The sequence below is a fragment of the Nissabacter sp. SGAir0207 genome (genome assembly GCF_005491205.1).
Lineage (GTDB): Bacteria > Pseudomonadota > Gammaproteobacteria > Enterobacterales > Enterobacteriaceae > Chimaeribacter.
On the sequence record NZ_CP028036.1, the window covers coordinates 72,321 to 96,208 of the forward strand.

The 23,888-nt window shown below is 60.8% G+C and carries 21 protein-coding genes; 9 read left to right on the plus strand and 12 right to left on the minus strand.

Features of this window, described 5'->3' with window-relative positions; all coding sequences use genetic code 11:
• Nucleotides 1–27: 27 nt before the first annotated feature.
• A complete protein-coding gene (locus C1N62_RS18095) occupies nucleotides 28–459 on the plus strand; it encodes a hypothetical protein (RefSeq protein WP_137765126.1) in 432 nt (143 codons plus the stop codon).
• 32 nt (nucleotides 460–491) lie between these two features.
• Here C1N62_RS18095 and C1N62_RS18100 read toward each other — a convergent pair whose 3' ends face one another.
• Nucleotides 492–734, minus strand: coding sequence for a DUF2442 domain-containing protein (locus tag C1N62_RS18100; RefSeq protein WP_137765319.1), 243 nt, complete (start codon nucleotides 732–734; stop codon nucleotides 492–494).
• A 144-nt stretch (nucleotides 735–878) separates the two neighbouring features.
• Between C1N62_RS18100 and speG the strand changes: the two genes are divergently transcribed.
• Nucleotides 879–1,469 (plus strand): spermidine N1-acetyltransferase, encoded by a 591-nt coding sequence (gene speG, locus C1N62_RS18105; protein ID WP_137765127.1) that lies wholly within the window; start codon nucleotides 879–881, stop codon nucleotides 1,467–1,469.
• Nucleotides 1,470–1,494: 25 nt separating this feature from the next.
• Here speG and C1N62_RS18110 read toward each other — a convergent pair whose 3' ends face one another.
• Nucleotides 1,495–2,391 carry a LysR family transcriptional regulator gene (locus C1N62_RS18110; RefSeq protein ID WP_137765128.1) on the minus strand — a complete coding sequence of 299 codons (897 nt, stop codon included), beginning with the start codon at nucleotides 2,389–2,391 and terminating at the stop codon, nucleotides 1,495–1,497.
• 99 nt (nucleotides 2,392–2,490) lie between these two features.
• On the opposite strand from C1N62_RS18110, the gene C1N62_RS18115 reads away from it, so the two are divergent.
• The 3 genes from C1N62_RS18115 to C1N62_RS18125 all read left to right on the plus strand — a co-directional run bounded on the left by C1N62_RS18115 (nucleotide 2,491) and on the right by C1N62_RS18125 (nucleotide 6,079).
• A complete protein-coding gene (locus C1N62_RS18115) occupies nucleotides 2,491–3,822 on the plus strand; it encodes an aspartate aminotransferase family protein (RefSeq protein ID WP_137765129.1) in 1,332 nt (443 codons plus the stop codon).
• A 10-nt stretch (nucleotides 3,823–3,832) separates the two neighbouring features.
• Nucleotides 3,833–5,329: a CoA-acylating methylmalonate-semialdehyde dehydrogenase gene (locus C1N62_RS18120; protein WP_137765130.1), complete on the plus strand. Its 1,497-nt coding sequence runs from the start codon at nucleotides 3,833–3,835 to the stop codon at nucleotides 5,327–5,329.
• A gap of 276 nt (nucleotides 5,330–5,605) precedes the next feature.
• Nucleotides 5,606–6,079 carry a hypothetical protein gene (locus C1N62_RS18125; RefSeq protein WP_137765131.1) on the plus strand — a complete coding sequence of 158 codons (474 nt, stop codon included), beginning with the start codon at nucleotides 5,606–5,608 and terminating at the stop codon, nucleotides 6,077–6,079.
• A 41-nt stretch (nucleotides 6,080–6,120) separates the two neighbouring features.
• On the opposite strand, the gene C1N62_RS18130 is transcribed toward C1N62_RS18125, so the two are convergent.
• The gene (locus tag C1N62_RS18130; protein WP_137765320.1) at nucleotides 6,121–7,299 is read right to left on the minus strand and encodes an MFS transporter; all 1,179 of its coding nucleotides are present in this window, start codon (nucleotides 7,297–7,299) and stop codon (nucleotides 6,121–6,123) included.
• Nucleotides 7,300–7,461: 162 nt separating this feature from the next.
• On the minus strand, nucleotides 7,462–8,391 hold the full coding sequence (locus tag C1N62_RS18135) for a LysR family transcriptional regulator (RefSeq protein ID WP_137765132.1): 930 nt from the start codon (nucleotides 8,389–8,391) through the stop codon (nucleotides 7,462–7,464).
• 109 nt (nucleotides 8,392–8,500) lie between these two features.
• Here C1N62_RS18135 and C1N62_RS18140 point away from each other — a divergent pair, with 109 nt between their 5' ends.
• Nucleotides 8,501–9,025 (plus strand): VOC family protein, encoded by a 525-nt coding sequence (locus C1N62_RS18140; protein ID WP_137765133.1) that lies wholly within the window; start codon nucleotides 8,501–8,503, stop codon nucleotides 9,023–9,025.
• A 208-nt stretch (nucleotides 9,026–9,233) separates the two neighbouring features.
• A complete protein-coding gene (locus C1N62_RS18145) occupies nucleotides 9,234–11,840 on the plus strand; it encodes an EAL domain-containing protein (protein WP_370465609.1) in 2,607 nt (868 codons plus the stop codon).
• A gap of 32 nt (nucleotides 11,841–11,872) precedes the next feature.
• Here the strand turns inward: C1N62_RS18145 and C1N62_RS18150 are convergent, their stop codons facing one another.
• From C1N62_RS18150 to C1N62_RS18160, 3 genes are all read right to left on the minus strand, one after another.
• Complete coding sequence (locus C1N62_RS18150; RefSeq protein WP_137765134.1) at nucleotides 11,873–12,796, minus strand: DMT family transporter; 924 nt, start codon at nucleotides 12,794–12,796, stop codon at nucleotides 11,873–11,875.
• Nucleotides 12,793–13,383 (minus strand): TetR/AcrR family transcriptional regulator, encoded by a 591-nt coding sequence (locus tag C1N62_RS18155; RefSeq protein WP_137765135.1) that lies wholly within the window; start codon nucleotides 13,381–13,383, stop codon nucleotides 12,793–12,795. Before C1N62_RS18155 ends, C1N62_RS18150 begins: the two co-directional genes overlap by 4 nt.
• Before the next feature lie 367 nt (nucleotides 13,384–13,750).
• Nucleotides 13,751–15,586, minus strand: coding sequence for an ABC transporter ATP-binding protein (locus tag C1N62_RS18160; RefSeq protein ID WP_137765136.1), 1,836 nt, complete (start codon nucleotides 15,584–15,586; stop codon nucleotides 13,751–13,753).
• 726 nt (nucleotides 15,587–16,312) lie between these two features.
• Between C1N62_RS18160 and C1N62_RS18165 the strand changes: the two genes are divergently transcribed.
• Nucleotides 16,313–17,521 carry a phospholipase D-like domain-containing protein gene (locus C1N62_RS18165; RefSeq protein ID WP_137765137.1) on the plus strand — a complete coding sequence of 403 codons (1,209 nt, stop codon included), beginning with the start codon at nucleotides 16,313–16,315 and terminating at the stop codon, nucleotides 17,519–17,521.
• Here C1N62_RS18165 and C1N62_RS18170 read toward each other — a convergent pair whose 3' ends face one another.
• Nucleotides 17,522–17,878 (minus strand): helix-turn-helix transcriptional regulator, encoded by a 357-nt coding sequence (locus C1N62_RS18170; protein WP_137765138.1) that lies wholly within the window; start codon nucleotides 17,876–17,878, stop codon nucleotides 17,522–17,524.
• A gap of 140 nt (nucleotides 17,879–18,018) precedes the next feature.
• Here C1N62_RS18170 and C1N62_RS18175 point away from each other — a divergent pair, with 140 nt between their 5' ends.
• Nucleotides 18,019–19,410: an MFS transporter gene (locus C1N62_RS18175; RefSeq protein ID WP_137765139.1), complete on the plus strand. Its 1,392-nt coding sequence runs from the start codon at nucleotides 18,019–18,021 to the stop codon at nucleotides 19,408–19,410.
• A 65-nt stretch (nucleotides 19,411–19,475) separates the two neighbouring features.
• Here the strand turns inward: C1N62_RS18175 and C1N62_RS18180 are convergent, their stop codons facing one another.
• The 4 genes from C1N62_RS18180 to C1N62_RS18195 form a co-directional block, all read right to left on the minus strand.
• The gene (locus C1N62_RS18180; protein ID WP_137765140.1) at nucleotides 19,476–20,798 is read right to left on the minus strand and encodes a PAS domain-containing methyl-accepting chemotaxis protein; all 1,323 of its coding nucleotides are present in this window, start codon (nucleotides 20,796–20,798) and stop codon (nucleotides 19,476–19,478) included.
• Between the two features lie 210 nt (nucleotides 20,799–21,008).
• The gene (locus C1N62_RS18185; protein ID WP_137765141.1) at nucleotides 21,009–21,587 is read right to left on the minus strand and encodes a TetR/AcrR family transcriptional regulator; all 579 of its coding nucleotides are present in this window, start codon (nucleotides 21,585–21,587) and stop codon (nucleotides 21,009–21,011) included.
• A 30-nt stretch (nucleotides 21,588–21,617) separates the two neighbouring features.
• A complete protein-coding gene (locus C1N62_RS18190) occupies nucleotides 21,618–22,817 on the minus strand; it encodes a beta-lactamase family protein (protein WP_240775813.1) in 1,200 nt (399 codons plus the stop codon).
• A 151-nt stretch (nucleotides 22,818–22,968) separates the two neighbouring features.
• Nucleotides 22,969–23,835, minus strand: coding sequence for a LysR family transcriptional regulator (locus C1N62_RS18195; RefSeq protein ID WP_137765142.1), 867 nt, complete (start codon nucleotides 23,833–23,835; stop codon nucleotides 22,969–22,971).
• Between the last annotated feature and the right edge of the window lie 53 nt (nucleotides 23,836–23,888).

Sequence of the window (23,888 nt, forward strand, 5' to 3'; positions counted from 1 at the left end):
TTATAGAAAATAATCAAAGGGATAAGTATGAAATATTTAGTGATGTTGGCACTGTTGGCTTCAATGTCTTTGACAGGATGTGCAACCATTGTGTGTGATGATACGCAGCGGGTGCAGGTGAACAGCAACCCGACCGGGGCGCACTTTGCCATCTCCGATGAGACAGGAAAAGTGGTTGCCCAAGGCATTACTCCACAGGACGTGACGCTGGAAAAATCCAACGGTGACTACTTTGGCAAGAAGGGCTATCAGGTCACCTTTACCAGAAAGAACTACCAACCCACCACGCTGCCCATTAAGGCTGAGGCCAATGGTTGGTACATCGGTGGTAACCTGGTCTCTTTCAATGTGATTGGCTACCTCTTGGTAGACCCGTTCAACGGCGGGATGTACACCTTGAAACCGGAATCGATTGATGCGCCGTTGGCGCTGACTGCCAGCCCACTGGTAATGCAATAGAAAAAAGCCCGCAATCTGCGGGCTTTTTGCTGTCAGGGGCGGATAGGGAGATCGACCAATGGCTGCGTAGAGAGCAGCCCCTGCAACGAGAGATCCTCATCCAGCGCATCCCAATGAATGCCCCGGGGGCTTAGCTCATACTGGCTCAGCTGGTCCGGGCTGGCCTCCCGTAAGCGCGGGAACAGCTTCAGGGGCACCCCCAGGGTACGGTCATCACTCAACTCCAGCCACATTCTGCCATCGTTAAACCTCGCTGCCTTGATTGATACGCTCATCATGCCTCCACGTCAGATCCAGCGTTAATGATAGGAGCGCTCGCGCCCACCGTCCACGGGCGGCCCGTCTCGGAAAAGTGGTATAACGCGGGCGCACCCTGCTATACACTGCCAAAAGACCCTAATCAGGCAGGAGAGTGGAATATGGAAATAACCAACACTGAAAAAAACGAGCTGGCGAAGAAGGGTGAGGCCGCCAAAGCCAAGGAGAAAAACGCGCCAGTAATTAAGCTGCGTCCGCTGGAGCGGGAGGATCTGCGTTTCGTGCACCAGTTGGACAACAACGCCAATGTGATGCGTTACTGGTTCGAGGAGCCTTACGAGACTTTTGCCGAGCTTTCCGCGCTGTATGATGAGCATATCCATGACCAGCGGGAGCGCCGCTTCCTGATTGAGCATCAGGGGCTGAATGCCGGGCTGGTGGAGCTGGTGGAGATAGACCACGTCCACCGCCGCGCGGAGTTCCAGATCATCGTGGCACCGGAGTTTGGCGGCAAGGGCATTGCCTCTCAGGCCATCAAATTGACGATGGATTACGGCTTCAGCGTGCTGAACCTCTACAAAATCTACCTGATCGTGGATAAAGAGAATCCCCATGCCATCCATATCTACAACAAGATTGGCTTTGAAACAGAGGGCGTACTGAAGCAGGAATTTTTTATCAACGGCAAATACCGTGACGTCATGCGCATGTGCCTGTTCCAGGCCGATTACCTGAAGCGTTTCTCCTCCTAAGGTGAAGCCCCGGTAATCACAGGGGTTAAAGCGCGTTCAGGAACAGCTCCAGAATGGCATTGGCGCGACGCACTTTGCGGGTGACGATGGCGATGTTGCTGCTGAAGGTCAGGCGCTCGGGCGCGATGGCGCGCATCATCCCCCTGGCGACCCACTGGGCAGCGTAGTGGTCAGGCAGAAAGCCAATAAAGCGGCCGGTGAGGATCAGGAAGGCGATGCCCTCACGGTCAGAGGCGGTGGCGGTGCAGTTCAGCATCTGGTGCATCCCGATGGCCTGTGCGGTCATGCGGAAACTGGGGGCGATGGCGTCATGCCGCGCCAGTTGCGCGTCATCCGGCTCGCCCTCCAGCGCAAACAGCGGGTGGGTATGGCTACAGTAGAGGTTTGACTGCTCATCATAGAGCTGCCGGTAGTCCAGCCCGGAAATGGGCGCAGTGAACGGCAGTGCGCCGACATGCAGTCGCCCATCCATCAGGCCACGCTCAATCTCCGCCGCGGTGCTCATGCTAAGGTTGATGCGGATCTCCGGCCCTTTCTCCCGCAGCGCCTCCAGCGCGTAGGTGATCTTCATCATCGGCTGCGTCACCAGATTGTTGATGATGCCGATATTGATCTCACCGCGTAAATGCTTGTGCATCTGGTTGACCTGCTGACGGAAAGTCTCAATCGCCGCCATCATGGTGTCGCTGTGGTGCAGGATCTCCCGCCCCTCATCCGTCAGGGCAAAGCCGGCGCGCCCGCGCTGGCACAGCCGCATCCCCAGCCGCTTCTCCAGATCGCTCATGTGCAGGCTGATGGCCGAGCGCGTAATGCCGAGCAATCCCTCTGCCGCCGAGAAGCTGCCGCACTCACTCACCACCTTGAAAATGCGCAATAACCGGATCTCAAAATCTGTCACCTGAGCCAGCGATTTGTTTTTCATATAGGTGAGGAATTCCATAACCAAAGATGTGTTTATATGGATTTAACTTACCTAAGGCTTGGATGCAAACTCTTCCTACACTTGTTGGGAGGAAACATCATGTCTGACGCCATTGACACCTCATCACTGAACTTGAAAGCGCACTGGATGCCCTTCAGTGCCAACCGCAATTTCCAGCGTGACCCGCGCTTTATTGTTGCCGCCGAGGGGCGCTGGCTGACCGACGACAAGGGGCGGCAGATCTATGACAGCCTCTCCGGGCTGTGGACGTGCGGTGCCGGGCATACCCGCCGCGACATTCAGGAGGCGGTTGCCAAACAGCTCGGGACGCTGGACTACTCGCCCGGCTTCCAGTACGGCCATCCGCTCTCTTTCCGGTTGGCAGAGCAGATCGCCGCGCGTATGCCGGGCACGCTCAACCACGTCTTTTTCACCGGCTCTGGATCGGAGTCCGCGGACACGTCGGTGAAGATGGCGCGTGCCTACTGGCGCGCCAAAGGGCAGCCGGCAAAGACCAAGCTGATTGGCCGCGCGCGCGGCTACCACGGCGTCAACGTGGCGGGCACCAGCCTCGGCGGCATCGGTGGCAACCGCAAAATGTTCGGGCAGTTGATGGATGTCGATCACCTGCCGCACACCCTGCAACCCCACCTGGCCTTTACCCCCGGCATGGCGGAGAGCGGTGGCGTGGCGCTGGCGGATGAGCTGCTGAAGCTGATTGAGTTGCATGACGCCTCCAACATCGCCGCTGTGATCGTTGAGCCGCTCTCCGGCTCGGCCGGGGCGATTGTGCCGCCGCAGGGCTATCTCCAGCGCCTGCGCGAGATCTGCACGCAACACAACATCCTGCTGATTTTCGACGAGGTGATCACCGGTTTTGGCCGCATGGGGCGCTGGAGCGGGGCGGAGTACTTCGGCGTCACGCCAGACCTCCTGAACTTTGCCAAACAGATCACCAATGGGGCGATCCCGCTTGGGGGCGTGGTCGCCAGCAGCGAGATCTATGACACCTTCATGGCGCAGCCGCTGCCGGAGCACGCCGTGGAGTTTGGCCACGGCTACACCTACTCCGCGCACCCGGTGGCCTGTGCCGCCGGGCTGGCGACGCTTGGCTTACTGGAGAGCGAGGGGCTGATCGCGCAGTCGGCAGAGCTGGCACCGCACTTTGAGACATCACTCCATGCCTTGCGCCACTGCCCGAACGTGGTGGACATCCGCAACTGCGGGCTGGTGGGTGCCATCCAGCTGGCCCCGCGTGAGGGCGATGCGATCGTGCGTCCGTTCGATGCTGGCATGGCGTTGTGGAAAGCCGGGTTCTATGTGCGTTTCGGCGGCGATACCCTGCAATTTGGCCCGATGTTCAACACCCCGCCGACCGAGCTGGATCGGCTGTTTGATGCCGTGGGCGACGCCCTGCACCATATTGATTGAGGAACCTGACATGACCACCCTTACCCATTTGATCAATGGCGAGATGCGCCCGGCCGATGGCCGCACCGCCGCGGTCTACAACCCCGCCACCGGCGAGGTGATCCGCCAGGTGGAGCTGGCCAGCGCCGCCACCGTCCAGGAGGCGATTGCCGCCGCCAAGGCCGCATTGCCAGCATGGCGTAACCTGCCGCCGGCCAAACGGGCGCAGGTGCTGTTCCGCTTCAAGCAGCTGTTGGAGGCGCATGAGCAGGAGATTGTCGCGCTGATCAGCGAGGAGCACGGCAAAACGCCGGAGGATGCGGCGGGCGAGCTGAAGCGTGGGATTGAGAACGTTGAGTACGCCTGTGCCGCGCCGGAGTTGCTGAAAGGTGAGTACAGCCGCAACGCCGGGCCGGAGATTGACTCCTGGAGCGACTTCCACGCGGTGGGGGTGGTGGCTGGCATCACGCCGTTCAACTTCCCGGCGATGGTGCCGCTGTGGATGTACCCGCTCGCCATCGCCTGTGGTAACACCTTCGTGCTGAAGCCCTCCGAGCGCGATCCCAGTTCCACACTGCTGATCGCTTCGCTGTTCCAGCAGGCTGGCTTGCCAGCCGGGGTGCTGAACGTGGTGAACGGCGACAAGGAGGCGGTGGACGCGCTGCTCGACAGCCCGGACGTTAAGGCCATCAGCTTTGTTGGCTCCACGCCGGTCGCCGAGTATATCTACAGTGAAGGCACGCGGCGCGGCAAGCGCGTACAGGCGCTGGGCGGGGCGAAAAACCATGCGGTGGTGATGCCGGATGCCGATTTGGATAATGCGGTTAGCGCGCTGATGGGTGCGGCCTATGGCTCCTGTGGCGAGCGCTGCATGGCCATCTCCGTGGCGGTCTGTATCGGTGATGAGGTGGCGGACGCGCTGGTCGCCCGTCTGACGCCGAAAATCACTGCCCTGAAGGTGGGCGCGGGCAGCCAGTGCGGGCTGGACATGGGGCCACTGGTGACTGCCGCCCACCGTGACAAGGTGGCGGGCTATGTCGCGACCGGCCTCACCGAGGGCGCGACGCTGGTGGTGGATGGCCGCACCCTCCAGGTGGCGGGCCATGAGGAGGGCTTCTTCCTTGGCGGCTGCCTGTTTGACCATGTCACGCCAGCGATGCGCATCTACCAGGAGGAGATATTTGGCCCGGTGCTCTGCATCGTGCGCGCCGCCTCGCTGGAGGAGGCCATCGCGCTGATCAACGACCATGAGTATGGCAATGGCACCTGCATCTTCACCCGTGACGGCGAGGCGGCGCGGCGCTTTGGCAATGAGATTGAGGTGGGCATGGTAGGCATCAACGTGCCACTGCCGGTGCCGGTCGCCTTCCACAGCTTTGGCGGCTGGAAACGCTCGCTGTTTGGCGATCTCCATGCCTATGGGCCGGACGGCGTGCGCTTCTACACCCGCCGCAAAACCATCACCCAGCGCTGGCCCGCGCAGCAGAGTCAGGAAGCGGCGCAGTTCGCGTTCCCCAGCCACCGCTAATCCCTCCCCGGCCAGACAATGGCCCCCTTTAGGGCCGGTTTCCAGCAGGAGATCGGCCTTATCATATTTCTCACTGTTATCATTTTTCCTCACATCGCCCGCCCGCCAAAGGGCCGGCGGGGCGGCGCGGTTATAATTGCCTCAATTGCAGAGAAATGACGATTTCTGATTTGCTGTTTATTCTGTCGCCTCACTTCTCCTGCGATGGCATCAATCACTCTGGCGAGCCAGAAACGATCCACCAGCACCTCTTAAGCGGGGGGAAGGAGAGGGGGTATGTCTGCAAGAGCGATGTTCTTTAAACATGCGGAAGAGAATTTGAAGCGCAAGCGATCGGCCACTGATGGCCTGAAAGAGGATATTGACCAGTTTCGCCAGGAGACCCAGCGATTACTGGGCATGGTACAGCAGTGGTTCCAGAACACCCATATCCAGACCGAAAAGACCGAGAACAGCCTGATCGAGAGTTGCGCACCTGACGTGATCTACCACATGCCCGCCATGACGCTCATCAATGAAACCAAACGCCTGCACATCACCCCTCGGGGGCTTTACTTCCCCGGTGGCGTGCGCGGGTGCGTGCGGGTTTCACTGAGCATCAATGAGCAGGAGAGAACGCTGTTTGAGTGCCGCCTGCATGACAGCCGGGCGGATTTCGATGAGTGGGCGATCATCGATGGCAGCAACAAAAAGCCGGTAGTGCCGTTTACTGAAGAGAGCTTTTTCTCCCATATTGCGGAGTTTGCCTGAGGGCCAGTTGACAGGGGGCGGGCCAGCCGCCCCCTGTCAACTCACCGGCCGCTGGTTGCGGCGGCTGTTTCTGGCGATCGCGCCTTCCGGCCTGAGATCACCGCCAGCCCCAGCGCCCCCAGCGAGAGCAGTGCACCCGCCCAGTTGGGCGACTGCAAACCAAACCCTGCTGCGATCACCCAGCCACCCAGCCAGGCACCGAGGGCATTGCCGAGGTTGAACAGCCCAATGTTCACCGCCGAGGCCAGCGTCGGCGCGCCAGCGGCACTTGCCTTGTCCATTACCAGCTTCTGGATCGGGGAGACGGTGGCGAAGCCAAAGGCCGCCATCAGGAAGATGCAGACCACCGACAGCCACTGGCTATAGGCCACAAAATTGAACAGCAGCAGCACTGCCGCCTGCGCCGCCAGCGTGACATAGAGCATCGGCATCAATGCCCGGTCAGCATAGCGCCCACCCAGCTGGTTGCCGACAAACAGCCCCAGCCCAAACACCAGCATCAGCCAGGTGAGGCTGCCCTCACTGAAACCGGCCAGACTGGTCATCATTGGCGCGATGTAGGTGATGGAGGTGAAGAACGCGCCGGGGCCAAGCACGGTAATGCCCATCGCCAGCAGCACATCCAGATTACGGAACGCGTTGAACTCATGGGCAAAACGCGGGTTCTTCGGCCGTGGCTGGTGTGGGATGAGCCAGCCGATGCTGGCGGCGGCCAGCAGCCCAATGCCAGCGATGGCGATGAAGGTGTCACGCCATGAGAGGTGCTGCCCAATCCAGGTGCCAGCCGGCACGCCCAGCAGGTTCGCCACCGTCAGCCCCATAAACATGGCGGCAATGGCGCGCACGCGCTGGGAGGGGGCGACCATATCCGCCGCAATAATCGCGCCAATGCCGAAAAAGGCACCGTGGGCAAGGGAGGTGACCACGCGGCCCACAAGGGCCACCGCCAGCGTGGGGGCCAGCGCGGTCAGGGCATTGCCCATGACGAACAGCCCCATCAGCAGCACCAGCATGGCTTTGCGCGGCACGCGAGCGCCGAGCACAATCAGCGCTGGCGCGCCAAAGAAGACCCCTAGCGCATAAAAGGTGGCAAGGTTCCCGGCGACCGGGATGGTTATCCCGTAATCGTGGGCGATAACGGGCAGCAGGCCAGCGATGATGAATTCGGTCGTACCAATGCCGAATGCACCTATCGCCAGCGCCCAGAGCGCGACTGGCATCATATCATCCTGTGTTAAATCAAAAGGAAAGCCGGGGCGTGCGCCAGATGGCCACACGCCAGCGGCGTCTGCCGGGGCTGTTATGGCCCCGTGGCGAAAAGTGTAAAGGGGAGGGGAAGGGGGATAAACCGCCCTGCGCTCGTCGCAGTGGCGACAAAAACGCTACTTTTGCGGGCCGAAATGCCCTTCGGCGGCCAGTGTAACCAGCTCATCCACAATAAAGCGCACCTTTGGCAGCAGGTGCCGGGCGCGGGGCCAGAGCACATGCAGCGCCACCGGCGCGGGCGCAAACGCGGGCATGAGCGTGACCAGCTCACCGCGCGCCACATGGTCGCTCGCCATCGCATCCGGGAACTGGGCGATGCCCAACCCCGCCAGACAGGCGTTGAGCATGGCATCACCGTCACCCATCTGGTGCGCGTTGGCGGCGGTGAAACGGATCTCTCTGCCCTCTGGCGATTGCAGCCGCCAAGCCAGCGGCGCACCGCGCCGGTAGCCCATGATGCAGCGATGGGTTTTCAGCGCCTCCAGCGTCTCAGGTACGCTGTGGCGTGACAGGTAGCCCGGCGCGGCATACAGCCGCAATGGCTGGACGGCCAGCCGCCGGGCGATCAGCTCATCGGTGCTCTCCAATTCGCCCAACCGCAACACCAGATCCACCCCCTCCTCAACCGGGTCAATCAGCCGGTCATTGAAGGTCAAAATCAGGCGCAGCGCCGGGTAGCGCTCCGCCAGCGCCAACAAAATCGGCATCATCAGCGTGCGCCCCAGCGCGGCGGGCATGTCGATGCGCACATTGCCTGCCGGGCTGGCCTGACGGCGGCAGAGGGTATGTTCGGCGGCGTCCAGGATCTCTAGCGCGGAGAGGCAGCTCGCCAAATAGGCTTCGCCGTCGCTGGTCAGGCTGAGCTTGCGGGTTGAGCGGTGAAACAGCCGCGTGCCCAGTCGCTCCTCCAGCCGGGCAATGCTTTTGCCCACCGCCGATTTAGTGATGCCCAGTTGTTCGCCGGCCTCGGTGAAACTGCGTGAACGCGCCGTAATGACAAAATGGGTGAGGCCGCGCAGGGACTCGGCAGAAAAAAGGGTAGACATAAAGTTGACTCTGTGGCGACGGAAACGGTGTTTATCAATCTTAATATCTATACCACCTTTAACCCTGATATTCATTCGGCAGATTTCTGCCCTCACCCAAGGAGAAGGTATGGAGAAGCACCCAGTACGCGGCATGGATCATATTGGCATTACCGTGGCGGAGTTGGAGCAGGCCACCCGTTTCTTTCAGCAGGCGTTCGGCGCGCAGGTGATCTATGACTCGGTCGCCCCCGCTGCCGACGATGTACAGGGCGATGAGACCGAGCGCACCCTTAACCTGATGCCCGGCACCCGCATCAAGGCGGTGCGGATGCTGGCGCTCCAGCACGGGCCGGGCCTGGAGCTGTTTGAGATGGCTGGCCCCCAGCAGCGTGACCCGGTACGCCCCAGCGACTACGGGCTACAACACTTCGCCGTCTATGTCGATGACATGGCAGCGGCGGTCAGCCGTTTCGAGGCGGCGGGCGGGCAGATGTTTACCGCGCCGCAGCCGCTGATGTTCCCGACCGAGCGCGGCGAGGGTAACCTCTTCTGCTACGGGCAGACGCCCTGGGGCAGTGTGATTGAGCTGATCTCTTTGCCCTCACCACTGCCTTATGAAACCGACACCTCCCTGCGCCGCTGGAAACCCTGATCCTGACGGGCCTGCCGCTGGCAGGCCCTGCCCGCCCGCCATTCACTATACTTAGCTTAATCCGTTGAGCCTTCAGGCTTTCGCCCGCTGTGCCGATAACAGAGCGGCCCGCCTTGCAGTTGGCCGGAAGGGGGCCAGCCGCCGCGCGGCCTCTCCGCTGTTCGCACCCATCCGAAACCTGATTTGGTAAGAGTGAATGAAGAAAAACATCTCTGTGAAGCGTTTTCTGGCGCCTGACGGCGACCATCACACCACCACCACTTTTATCCGGCGCACCCTGCGCTGGATGATGGCGCTGCTGGCGTTGCTGTTCGCCATCGCCATTGGCGCGCTGGTCAGCATTGCCAACAACCTTAACGATCAGGCCGACGCGCAGAGTGCGCTGCTGCTGAAAAAAGCCCTCGACAACCGGCTGGAGCGGCTGGTGACCCACACCAATGACAACGCGTGGTGGAGCGAAGCCTATGAGAACCTGCATGTTGAGGTGAATACCGATTGGGCCTACAGCCGTGAGAATTTGGGTGCCTCCCAGTACTCGGATTTCGGTTACGAAGGGCTGTTTGTGATCGATGGGCAGGGCCACACCCGCTATAGCGTCATCCGGGGCAAACTCTCCTCCCTGAGCCTGACGCAGTGGCTGGGCAGCGATCCGCTGCCGCTGATCCATGCTGGCCTGAAGCCGGACGAAAGTGAGTCCTCCACCAGCGCGCGGTTCCTGCTGAACGGCAATCTGGCGCTGCTGGCGGCCTCCACCCTCTCGGCGGGCAATGGGGGGCATGTCAGCCCGGTGACGGGGCCGCCGTCGCTGCTGGTGTTTGTGGACGTGCTGGGGCCACAGAAGCTGGCGGCGCTGGGGAACGAGTATGGCATCCAGCAGGTGAGGGTGGCACAGGGCGACACCGCGCATGGCCCCCGGCTGGGGACGTTGCGGGTGCCACTGCCCAGTGGCGAGGTGACGCTGGCGTGGCGCAGCGCGGAGCCGGGCCGCCAGCTATTGCGCTACATCCTGCCGCTGCTGCTGGCGCTGGGGGTGATAACCGGCCTCAGCGCGGTCTTTATGATGCGCAGCGCCCTCAACAAGGCGCGCCTCTACGATGAGAACAACTTCTTGCTGGAGCAGCACCGGCAGGCGCTGACCGCCAGCGAGCGCCGCTTCCGCGATGTGGCGGAAGCCACCACCGACTGGATCTGGGAGACCGACGCCCAGCTTAACTTCACCTACCTCTCCGAGCGCTTCCCCAGCATCACTGGCCACCGCATCGCCGCGTGGCTGGGCCAGCCAGTGACGGAGTTCATGCAGGCGGACAACGTGTCGCTGGGCGACTGGATCACCGAGCCGGGGCAGACCGGCCACCGCCGCCTGCTGCACTGCCGCTACCTCTCCGCGCAGGGGCACCCACGTTACTGCCACATCGCCCTGAAACCGGTGATTACCGAGAGTGGGGCGACGGGCTACCGTGGCACCGCCACCGACGTCACGCTGGAGGTGGAGGCACAGGCGCGGGTGCAGTACCTCTCCCTGCACGATGAGCTGACCGGCCTGCCAAACCGCACGCGGATGCGCGAGTTCCTGGAGGGAAAATTGCAGGCGTTGCCAGATAACGAGCACCCGCTGGCGATGGTCAGCCTGGATCTGGACAAGTTCAAGCCGGTGAATGACCTGTTCGGCCACCCGGCGGGCGATGCGGTGCTGCACGAGGTTTCGGCGCGCCTGCGCAGTTGCCTGCGTGAGTATGATCTGGTGGCGCGGCAGGGCGGTGACGAGTTCATCTTGATCCTGCCGGACATCATGCGGCGCGAGGAGATTGAGGCAATCTGCGCGCGCATCTTGACTGAGGTACGCAAGCCATTCATCGTCAGCGGCAATGAGATCTTCATCGGCGTCAGCATGGGCATCGCGCTCGCGCCACAGGACGCGGTGGACGCGGGCGAACTGCTGCGCTTCTCGGACATCGCCCTCTATGAGGCGAAAAACGCCGGCCGCAACACCTGGCGCTTCTACGCGCCAGAGATGGAGCAGCAGATCGTGCAGCGCCGCGAGCTGGAGGAGAGCCTGCGGGACGCCATCCGCCTGCAACAGTTCCGGCTGGTCTACCAGCCACGCTACGATCTGCACTCGCGGCGCGTTACGGCCGTCGAGGCGCTGATCCGCTGGGATCACCCGCAGCTGGGGGTGATTATGCCTGACCAGTTTATCCCGCTGGCGGAGGAGACCGGGCTTATCAGCGCCATCAGTGAATGGGTACTGCGCACCGCCTGCCGGGACGCGGCACAGGCGCTGGGCGATCTCGCCATCTCGGTGAACATCTCTGCCGTGGAGTTTGGCTCACGCGGGCTGATTGAGCGGGTCAAGGCAGCCTTGGCGGCCGCCGGGCTGTCGCCCGAGCGGCTGGAGATTGAGGTGACGGAAGGGGTGACGCTGCACAACCCGCAGCAGAGCCTGGCGCTGATGCAGGAGCTAAAGGCGCTCGGCGTGCGCTTGCTGATTGATGATTTTGGCATCGGCTACTCCTCCCTGAGTTATCTGCGCAGCTTCCCGTTCGACGGCATCAAGCTGGACAAATCCTTTATCGACGCGATGCCCCATGATGAGAACGCCAACGCGGTGGTGGAGAACATCATTGGCTTGGGCAAGGCGTTCTCCCTGAGCATCACCGCCGAGGGGGTGGAGACTCAGGCGCAGTTGGACAAACTCAAGATGCTGGATTGCGACGAGATGCAGGGCTATCTGGTGGATCGTCCGCTGGAGCTGGCGGCGCTGCGTGAGCGGCTGGCGGCGATGCGTTCTGGCGAGAGTGGGGAGGAGGGGCGCTGACGGGGCATGATGCCCCGCCAGCGCGTTAGGTGTCAGGCAGTCGCGCGGCGGGCGGCGCGGCGCTTGAGCGGCACGGTGATCACCAGCAGGCTGGCGACCACCAGCGCGATGCCGCCCCAGCCGAGCGCTGGCAACCGCTCACCGACGATCACCACCGCCAGCAGCGCGGCGATCACCGGCTCCAGCAGGGTGATGGTGGTGGCGGTGCTGGCCGGGATGCGCGCCAGCCCGTAACCGTAGCAGAGATAGCCAACAAACATCGGCACCGTGGCCATGTAGAGGCCGACCGCGGCGTTGCCCCAGGAGGCCAGCAGCGGTGCACCGGTCACCAGCAACACCGGCAGCAGCAGCAGGCCGCCAAGGCCGAAGGTGGCGCCCATTGCCGCACCTGAGGCGATGCCGCGCTGCATCATCCGCCGCGCAGACCATGAGTAGAAGGCGTAGGTAAAGCCCGCCACCAGCCCCAGCGCCATGCCGACCATCACCCCGCTGGAGCCGCCATCCGTATGTACCGCCGCTTCCGCCAGACAGAGCAGCACCAGCCCACCAACGCCAAGGGCGGCACCCACCATCCAGCGCGGCGTCAGGCGCAGCCCATCCAACCGGTACTCAATCAGCGCCGAGAGCAGCGGGGCAGAGCCGATCGACACTACGGTGCCGATGGTCACGCCGGCATAGCGCATCGAGGCGTAGAAGGCCAGCGGGTAGATTGCCACTGCCAGCGCGCCCATCAGCAACATCTGCCATGAATGGCGCAGGTGGGCGCGCTGGCGTGCGATGCCACGAAAGGCAATGGCCGCCTGTAACAGGCCGCCCAACCCCATCGCCGCTGCGCCAATGGCGGCGGCGCTGACGTCTGGCGCAAAGGTGGCGGCAGTGCCGGTGGTGCCCCACAGCAGGGAGGCGACCAATACCCCGGCGACGCCCAGCAGGCGCTGTTGTGGTGTCGGGTTCACAGCGCCTCCATCATGGCGAGCGCCATGGTTTTGGCCTGGCGCACGCACTCACCGTTGCCCTCCAGCCCGGCGCGGGAGATCGAACCCTCCAGCAAAAAGGCAAAGTGGCGGGCGAGCAGCGCGGCCCGCTCCCTGTCCCCGGCCAGCATCTCGGCCAGATGCCCGGCGAGAATCGCTTCCACCTCCTCCTTGTGGATGCGCACCGCCTGCCGCCCCGGCGCACCGGCGGGCAGTTCGGCGGCGGCGTTCAGCAGCCCGCAGCCGCGGAATCCGCGCTCATAGGCATACTCCGCATGATCCTCATAGGCGAGGAACACCGCCAGTACCCGCTCCTGTGGCGTGGTGGCCTGTTGCAGGCGCAGCGCGTAGAGCGCCAGCCACTCCTCATGGCGGATTTGCAGATAGGTGGCAATCAGCTCCGCCTTGGAGGCGAAGTTGTTATACAGGCTCTTTTTGGCGACGCCAGCCCGTTTGGTAATGGCGTCAATGCCGGTGGCGGCTATGCCATCGTTGTAGAACAGCACCCGCGCCGCGCCCAGCAGGCGGTCACGGGCGCTCTCCGGTTTCTCGTGCAGCGTGTCGCTCATGGCAACCCCCCAAAGCAAATGAGTAGGTAGACCAGTCTACCTACTTGCTGAGGGTCGTCAATCACTATTATCAATACCAAGATTAAAAATCATTCACGAAAGCCATAAAATCAGGGTGCCAATTCGGCACCCTGGTTGCGTAAAATTAATGCCTTTTTAGTACCACTAAGGTGCTGTTAGGGCACATAAAGGGCACTGTTTTGTCATCAGGCGGATCCGCTGATTGAGCCAGCATTCCATTGACGCTGTAGCCAGCTAGTCAGCCATAAAATCAGGGTGCCAATTCGGCACCTTAAATGCATAAAAGTAATGCCCTTTTAGTACCATTAAAGCGCTGTTAAGGCACATAAAGGGCGCTGTTTTAACATCAGGCGGATTCGCTGACAAAACCGGCGATCTGGTGTCGCCATAGTCGGCTATATAGCCCGTTGAGCGCCATTAACTCCTGATGGGTGCCCATCTCAACAATCTGCCCTTGGTTCAACACGATCAGCCGATCCATCTTGGCGATGGTGGAGAGACGGTGCGCGATGGCAATGACGGTCTTGCCCGCCATGATCGGCTCCAGGTTCTCCTGCACCGCCGCCTCCACTTCGGAGTCGAGGGCGGAGGTGGCCTCATCCATCACCAGAATCGGCGCATCCTTCAGCAGTACGCGGGCAATGGCGATGCGCTGGCGCTGGCCGCCGGAGAGCCGCGTACCGCGTTCGCCGACATGCGCATCCAGCCCGGTGCGCCCTTCGCTATCACTGAGTTGGGTGATGAATTCGTCAGCCTGCACCTGGCGCAGCGCCTCCATGATGGCCGCATCCGAGGCGTTGGGGTTGCCGTACATCAGGTTCTCACGCAGCGAGCGGTTTAGCAGCGAGGTGTCCTGGGAGATGACGCCAATCTGTGCGCGCAGGCTCTCCTGGCTGACGTCGGCGATGTTCTGCCCATCAATCAGGATCTGGCCGCTCTTGACGTCGTAGAAGCGCAATAGCAAATTCACCAACGTGGATTTACCGGCACCGGAGGGGCCAATCAGGCCAATCTTCTCGCCGGGATGGATAGTCATATTGAAGTTCTGCACCACGGAGTTGTAGCTGTCGTAATGGAAGTGGATAGCTTCAAAGCGGATCTCGCCACGCGGGATGGTGAGCGCCGGGGCATGGGGGCGGTCAGCGACATGGATCGGTTGCGCCACCATCTCCAGCCCATCCTGTACCATGCCGATGCCGCCGAACACGCCATTGATGACCCACATTAGCCAGCCCGACATGCTGACAATCCGCAGCATCAACCCAACCGCCAACGCAATCGCGCCCACGCTGAGCAGCGATTGCGTCCAGAGCCAGAGCGCCAGCCCGGTGGTGGCAACAATCAGCATACCGTTCAGCACCGTAATCAGCGTGTCGATGGTGGTAATGGTGCGCCCGGCCTGCTGCGCCTTCTGGGTTTGGTCGGTAATCGCCTGACGGACGTACTGCTGCTCCAGCGAGGTGTGGGCAAACAGTTTCAGGGTGGTGATATTGGTGTAGCTGTCCACGATGCGGCCCACCAGCCGCGAATAGGCATCAGAGGAGCGGACGCCGGTTCTCTTCAGGCGTGGGATGAAGTAGTAGAGCGTGAAGGTGTAGCACACCAGCCAGACGATCAGCGGCAGCATCAACCGCCAGTCGGCGGAGGCGAACAGCACCAGCGAACTGATGATAAAGATCAGCACCTGCCAGAGGGCGTCTACGGCCTGTACCGCCGAGTCACGCAGGGCATTGCCGGTCTGCATGATGCGCTGGGCGATGCGCCCGGAGAAGTCGCGCTGGAAGAAATCGACGCTCTGTTTGATCACATAGTTATGGTTCTGCCAACAGATTAGGCTACCCATGCCGGGGCTGATGGTCTGGTGAATCAACAAATCATGCAGGCCGACGCAGAGCGGGCGCATCACCATTGCCACCACTGCCATCCACAGCAGCTCGCCGCCATACTCGCTAAACAACTCGCTCATGGTGGTGGTGTTGACGATATTGATAATCCGGCTGAGGTAGTTGAACAGTACCACCTCTATCAATGCGCCAATGAGGCCGACCACCAGCAGCGCGATAAAACTTGGCCACACCTGGCGCAGATAGTAGAGATAGAACGGCAGGACTTTATTGGGCGGCGCTTCACTGGGCGCGGTCTGGAAAACGTCAATCAATCTCTCTAAACGTCGATAGAACATGGTAGCTCTCACGTAATCAGTGATCCAACAATGCAGACACCATCGACTGCCCCTTTTGGCAATCACAAGGCTGCCCCATAAATGGCTAACAACTTCTGGTTTACTGAGCGGGAAATCCGGTGCTGTGTGCCGTTCAATTACGTCAACAGGAGAGAGTGGGCATTAGGACAGGCACGGGGAGATGCCATTTTTGGAATAGTGTTCTGAATATATGCGCCCTCTACAAAAATAGTCGCTCCATCAGGGACTGTATATGCCGCACAGCTTAAGGAATCGTAAAGACGCGCCCCCTCACAGGGTGAAAAAAGATGAGCAAACACCAGAAAAGTGCGGAATCAAAATGATGCTCTATTGGTGCCTTGGTGATGTATTTTTGGTACTATAAATGTGCCTTTGTGATGCCATTTAGATACCTTTCTTATGTCATTTATCTGCGTGGGAACAGCATAAAAGCCTGTGATGCGAAAAGGCTCCGCCTGTCAAAAACGCGAGAAAACCCCGTCAGGCAGCCAACCTGAATCATCGCAGCATGGCGGCTTTTACGGACTATTCTTAGCGTGAAAATTTATCGGCATCGCGCTGTTTCTCCCCGTATCCTGTCAAAACAGTCGATGGCTTATCGGCCACCACTCATTCGAGGCTTAAAAATGGAGTGTTTCAACAGTGCGCCATGTTGGGCGCCATATGGGCTTGGATGGATGCATTTACATGAAAAGGTTTTGACCCATGCCTGACACCCCATTGGCCCGCCTGTTTCACCGCCTGAGGCAGAGGGTGCGTGGTACGCCAGCGGCTTCCGGTTTTGAGCTGGTGTATGACGCACCCGTTGAGACAACGCTTCATGCGGCAGATCTGCGCAATAGCGCGGAGGTGTGGTGCGAGATGTTCGCCCGCGCGCGGCAGCGCATCGACATCGCGCAGTTTTATGTGGCCGGGCAATCCGGCTCACGGCTGGACGCGGTACTGGCGGCGCTGGAAGGTGCGGCAGCGCGTGGCGTAAAGATTCGCTTTTTGATCGATGAGAAGGGGGTGGGACTCAGCACCCCGGAGACGCTGGCGCAGTTGCAGGCGATGCCGGGGCTGGCGTTCCGAGTGATTCCCTTTAGCCGATTGGCGGGCGGCATTCTCCATGCCAAGTATCTGGTGGTGGATCGGCAGCAGGCATTTGTCGGCAGCCAAAATCTTGACTGGCGCGCGCTGGAGCATATTCAGGAGACTGGCCTGTTGATCACCGGGGGTGAGGTGGTGGCCCAGGTGGCGGCCATCTTCGAGCAGGATTGGCGCGCGCAGGCGCGGCTGGTGGCTGGCCAGACGGTGCCACGGCATGTAGGGCATGGCCCACGAGGCGACGTGCGGCAGGGTAACTATCTGGTAGCCAGCCCGCGTGACTGGAACCCGCGCGGCGTGGCAGACGCCCAGGAGATACTGCCGCGCCTGCTGGACTCCGCCTGCCGCCGCATCCGGGTGCAGGTGATGGAGTACGCACCGCTGGCCTATGGCGAAAAGCGATCGCGCCCCTTTTATGGCGTGGTTGATAGCGCCTTGCGCGCGGCGGCGGCGCGCGGCGTGCCGGTGGCGCTGATGGTCTCGGCGTGGGGTACCAAAAAGCCGGAAATTGCGTGGCTGAAGAGTCTGGCGCTGGTGCCCGGCGTGACAATAAAAGTGGTGACGCTGCCGTCCGCTGAGGCCGGTTTCATCCCTTTTGCCCGCGTGGTGCACAGCAAAATCATGACCATTGATGGCGAGCTGGCTTGGGTTGGCACCAGCAACTGGAGCGGCGGCTATTTTGACAACTCGCGCAATCTGGAATTGGTCTTGAATGACGCAACGATGGCGCGGCGGCTTGATGCGCTCTACCAACAGTTATGGGACAGCCCCTACGCCGCGCCACTGCGCATTGATGAGGATTACCCAACCCCGCGCCCCGGCGGGTAGTTACGCGCCCTGACGTGGCGGCAGGTTCTGGGTGGTGACCGCCTGTGTCAGGGCATCTTCCTGAACCGCATTCAACAGCGCATCCAGCAAGCCGGGGAAACGCGCGTCCAGATCCTCCCGCCGCAGTGACAACAAGTTCTCCCGGCCATAGGGCCGCTGCCAGATCACCCCGCTGTCACGCAACACGCGCCAGTGGTGGGTAAGGGTCGATTTTGGGATGCCGCTCAGTACGGCGCTGCATGGGTGTTCGCCGCCGCCGGCCAGCACCCGCACCACGGTCAGGCGCAGGGGGTTGCCCAGCGCGGTCAGCACATTCTCCAGACGGATCTGGTCACGCTCAGGGTGGTTCACAATCATCAATGGCTCCAGGGACTCGACACGCTCCACGTAATCTACTTTAAAATTCCTCCATTGACTATTGTTCGAGTATATACGTACATTGATAGTACGAATGTATTCGTACCGTAGTCCTTTAACCGCATATGGAGATCTGCCTCATGACTGTTCCTTCGCCCTTGCTAGCTGCCAACCGCACGGGAAGCCTGGCGCTGCTGGCCTTCGCCCAGCTCATCTACTCGCTGGACATCAATATCGTTTTTGTCTCCCTGCCGGAGATCGGCGCGGGGCTAGGGTTCTCCGGGCAGACCCTGCAATGGGTGGTGAGTGCCTACACCGTCTGCTGTGGCGGTTTCCTGCTGCTGGGCGGCAGGGCGGCGGATCTGCTGGGGCAGCGCCGCATGTTTATGGTGGCATTGGCGATCTATGCGCTCTCCTCGCTGATGGGCGGGCTGGCCTGGAACCCGATGGTGATCGTCGTGGCGCGGGCGGTGCAGGGCATCGGCGCGGCGTTGCTGTTCCCGGCCACGCTGTCACTGATCAACCGGCTGTTTGCCGAAGGGCCGCCGCGCAACCGGGCGCTGGCGATCTGGGGCGGGGCAGGGGCCAGCGGCCTGACGTTAGGCTCACTGGCGGGCGGCCTGCTGACCAGCCTCTGGGGCTGGCCGGCGGTCTTCTACGTCAACGTGGTGCTGGCCGCACTGGCGATGGCGGCGGCCTGCGTGGTGCTGCCAAAAGATATACTGCCCACTGTGCGCCGCCACTTCGACCTTGCTGGCGCGCTGACCGTCACTGTCGGCGCGACCCTGCTGGTCTACGCGCTGGTACAGGGGCCGGAGGAGGGCTTTGGCTCCGCGCCGATTCTGTCAGCGCTGCTGCTGGCGGCCTTTTCCCTGCTGGCCTTTGTGGTGGCCGAGCGCCGCAGCCATGACCCGCTGATGCCGGTACGCCTGTTCGCCAATCGCCATCTGGTGATCGCCATGCTCATCACCTTCGTCTACATGGGCACCTTTGGCGCGCTGCCCTACTTCCTGACGCTGCTGTTCCAGCAAGTATGGGGTTACAGCGCCTTGCAGACCGGGCTGGCGTTTATCGTGCCTTCGCTGGCGATTTTCGCTGGCACGCAGTGTGGGGCGCGACTGGCGAACCGCCTGCCGGTGCGCACCGCCCTCGCCGTGGGCTTCATCACCGGCATTGCCGGCACGCTGGGTTTGGCATTGGCGGCGCTGGCTGGCATGGGCTATGCGTCCATCGTGCCGGGGTTGATCATCTCGGGCGTCGGGCAGGGCATTGTCTGGACGGCCATGTGGATCGCGGCCTCCGCCGGTGTCACCCCGCAGGAGCAGGGCGTCGCCTCGGGCATGGCCTCCACCACCCTGAATGTCGGTAACGCCATTGGCATCGCGCTCCTGATCGCCTGCGCCAACGGTGCGACGCACAGTTTCGCGCTGGTTGCCCAGCACGCCTTCTATCTGGCGGCGGCCGGCATGGTGCTTGGCCTGTTCATTGCGCTGGGACTACCGCGCCCGGTGAACGTGCGGGCGTGGCAATAGCGACGCCTAAATTCACTGCATAGACTGAAATGGGTACAAAAAAGCCGGCAATTGCCGGCTTCTTTTTACTCCTGCTCGAGGGCATTGGTGACGTTGCTGATGGCACGTACCACCTGTTCAGAGCTTTGCTGGATTTCGCTGATCACCCCGCCCGCCTGATGGGCCAGATCGACCCCCTGATCGGCGCGCTTGAGGTTAGATTCAATCCCCTTCAGCGCTTTCGCTGCCAGCAGGTGGTTCTGCTGCACCATGTTTTCAATTTCGCTGGTGGAGCGGTTGATGTTGGCGGCCAGCGTCCGCACCTCATTCGCCACCACCGCGAAGCTGCGTCCCTGTGCTCCGGCACGCGCCGCCTCAATCGCCGCGTTGATGGCAATCAGGTTGGTGTGGCTGGCGATGCTACGGATGCTCTCCACCAGGCTGCCAATGCGCTCCGAGGAGTCGCTCAGATCGGAGATGTCGCCGGAGATGCCATTCAGTTCGCCAGCCAGCGCATTGATGTTCTGCACGCTGTTTTCAATCACGTTCGCGCCAAGGCGCGTGCTCTCGTTGGTCTGCAACGCGGTATGGTACGCCTGCTGGGCGGCGTCCCGCTCCATCTTGTTCTTCTCCACCTGCGCGGTGACGTTGGTGGCGAACTTCACCACTTTATAGAGCGCACCCTTATTGTCGAATACCGGGTTGTAGGTGGCGCGCAGCCAGATGGTGCGCCCCTGCTTGTCTACGCGCGAGAACTGGCCAGAGATAAACTCGCCCCGGTTGAGCTTTTGCCAGAACGTCCGGTACTCCGGGCTGGTGCGCAGCGCCTCGGAACAGAACAGGCTGTGGTGCACTCCCTCAATCTCTTTGGCCTGATAGCCCATGGTCTTCAGGAAGTTATCATTGGCGGTCAGCACTTCGCCCTTCAGGTTAAAGGCGATGACCGCCATCGAACGCTCAATGGCCGCGGTCATGGCGCGCTGTTCCTGCGCATCAATGATGCTGGCAGTGATGTCGGTCGCCAGCTTGACGATTTTGATCACGCGACCATGACGATCCGGCACCGGCACATAGTTGGCCTCCAGCCAGACCGGGCGGCTGTGCTTTGCCAGCCGCATAAACTTATCGCTGAATTTTTCACCGCGCCGCAGCCGCTGCCAAAAATCGCGGTACTGCGCCGAGTGCACCAGATCGGGCGGGCAGAACATGCTGTGATGCTGGCCGATCACCTCACTGGCCTGATAGTCCATGCAGTCCAAAAACAGCGGGTTGGCGGTAATGATGGTGCCATCGGGTGTGAACTCAATCATGGCAATGGAATCATTCAACGAACTCAGCGTCGCCATTGAATGCGTTTTTTTCTGCCACGCAAGGCGTGACAAAATTCCTGATGTAATAGTGGAAAACATGTAAACCTTTCATTGTGATTATTGTATACAGGTTGGTTATCGGCAGGCGGGCAGGGGAGTTGAATGAATTTGCTTCACATCGCCGCTCTGGAGAGGGCACAGATTGCTCACGCTCCCCCCTGCATCTGACTAATCGTTGAGAAAGTGCATGGCTCGCCTGAATTCAGCCCTCTTGGAAAACGGCGAGCCTTTTGGCGGGGTCTTTGTGTGTCACTTCGCTTGACGGAGGGAGGCATTCAGCAAAGCGATCGCCCCGTCGATGGCTTTCACATAGCGCTCTTCATCCTGGTAGGCGCGTGCAAGTACGGCACCCCCCTGTATCAGGGCCAGCAGCGAAACCGCCAGATGCTCCGGGTTGACCTGTTCTGGCAATGCGCCTTCATCCTTGGCCTGCATGAGTTTTCGCGTCAAATGGGTGTGTATCGCGTCAAAAAAGGCCTTAACCGGGCCGCGTAACTCATCGTGCTCAATCGAAGCTTCATTGACCAGCCGCCCAAAACGGCAGCCGCGCACACTGTCCCGTTTAAGCTGCAGATAGCGCTGTACGATTTCAAGCGGTGGGCCGTCTTCCTCAAAAAAGGCATTGATGCGGGCTATATCACTTTCCGCAATCTCATTCATGGCCTCGCCAGCGAGGGCAAGTTTCGATGGAAAATGGTGATAAAGGCTGCCGGGTCTGGCCGCGCTGCGCTCCTGAATGTCGCGCGGCGACATGGACTCGAACCCCACTTCCCAGAGAAGCTCTTTGGTCGCTTCCAGCAATTTTTCACGCTTTGGTGATCTAGGCATCTAACATTTCCTGTCAAAAAGTATGGCGGTTCAGTTTTTCTGAACGCCCTGATACAGCGTCTGCTCAAACCCATTGAATAGCGCCATGATCCGCTCATCGTAAAACGGCCAGACTTGGGTGAACAGCGCGCCCGCCACCTTGGTGACCGGGTCGATCCAGTAGTGGGTGTTGAGCGCACCTGCCCAGGCAGCACTGCCTGCACTGCGCCCATAAGGGCCGGGCTGTGTATTGATGTCGAATGAAAACCCCCACTTGTGCGGCATATCGGGGAAAAGGTCAAAATTGTTGGAGCGGGAGGGGTAATGGCTCACCATCTCAGCAACATCCAGTTCACCCATCTGATTGCTCAACATTGAGGCAACGGTCTCAGGTGCCAAGATGCTAGCCCCATTAAAACTGCCACCATTAAGCAGCATTTGCAGGAAAGCCATATAGTTACGCGGCGTGCTGAACAGGCCGGTGCCAGCCAGTGAAAAATCGGTCTGCTGTGGGGATTCATAGGGCGCGGAGGTTAAGGAGCCATCTGCTTCCCTCTGGGCCGCCGTCGCGGTGCGGGCACGCTGCTCATCACTGATCATGAACCCGGTATCATGCATACCCAGCGGCAAAAAGATGTTGTCGCGGAAGTACTCTTCCAGCCCCTGCCCGCTGACGGCTTCAACCAGCATGCCCACCCATTCGATCGACATCCCATATTGCCAGCGCTCACCGGGGTCAAATTCCAGCGGCACGCCTAACGCCGCTTTTTGCCCGGAGAAGACAGCGGGCGTGCCCGTCACCTCTTCATAGCGGGCCAGGGTTTTACTCCAGAGTGAATAGGTATAGCCAGAGGTATGGGTAAGCAGGTGGCGCACTGTGATTGGCCGTTTTGCCGGGCGCAGTAGGGGGGTGCCGTCTGGAGAGAATCCTTCCAGCACCTGCGGTGCCGCCAGTTCCGGCAGAAAATCCGCCGCCAGCTGGTCAACGTGCAGCTTGCCCTGCTCAACAAGCTGCATACAGGCAACCGCCGTCACGGCTTTCGTCATGGAAAGCACCCAAAAAATGGTATCGGGCGTCATCGGCGAGGGGCTGCCCAGCCCGGTGAGGCCCGCGGCACCCTCATAAATCACGCCCTCTGGTGTGGCCGCCATGGCGACCACGCCAGGTGCCACGCCTTCCTCAACGGCCAGCGACAGGCTTTGGTTTAACGCTTCGGTTTGCATCGATAAAAACGCTTTGCACTCGGTCATTTTGATTTCATCTCAAAGAAGCGGGAGACCCCGAAAGCTGCACGCTATCATTTGAGCGACTAGTTGGTCAATTGAAGGGATAGAGATTTACCGACTAGTCGCTCAAATGCAGGATGATGTTTCTATTGGCGAATTATCGGTTACTGCTGGCTCAGAGATGGTCGGCGAAATAAGCCCTGACGGCGGCCACCGCGGCCCGGATATGGGGCTGGCCGCGCAGCTCTCCGTGCCAGACCAGATAACAGGACTGGGAGGGCGCTGTAATGGCCGTTTCAACCGGCATGAGATCTGCCATACGCGGATCGGCGCGCGCAAAGGCACCAAGGCCAGCTCCCGATCGCGCTGCGTCAATCAAGGTTTCAACAGAGTCCGACCGAAAGACAAAACGTGTGGCTCCCAGCGTCCTGAGCCACTGTTCGTGCGGCAGATGCTTCCACTTCTCTTCCAGACCGACAAACGTTAGCCCAGACACTGTCTCCGCACTGAGGCGTCGTGACGGCAGGTAGCGGTTGAGATATTCCGGGCATCCGAACAAACCAAACTGCAATTCGCCCAGTAAATGCTCAACCAGCACGTTTGAGTCTGAACGCACCAGTCGAACCGCCATGTCAGCCTCGCGCGCAGCGACGTCAGCCGTCCGGCTCTCCCCAATGAGTTCTATGCAGATCCGGGGGTGCTCCCGCTGAAAAGGCAGCAGTGCACGAGCCAGCGTCGGCACCAACCCTCCCGGTGCGCTGAGACGGATAGTGCCAGCCATTTCAGTCTGGTCACGCTCCAGCGCGGCAAGGCTGGACTCAAAGCGCTCCGCTAGCTGAACCAACCGGAGTGCCTCCTGATTTAGGGTGGTTCCGGACTGGTGGCGGTGAACCAACTGCCTGCCTGCGGCTGCTTCCAGTGCATCAAGACGCCGGGCGGTGGTGGATGTTGAGATGCGTAGCGCTTTTCCGGTGGCCAGCAAGCTTCCATGCCGGTGTATCGCGAGCAGGATACGCAGATCGTCCCAAGAGAGTCTTTCCATATTCGGGAATTCAATTACCTTTAATGTGCATATCCGGATACTACAGCGCCCGT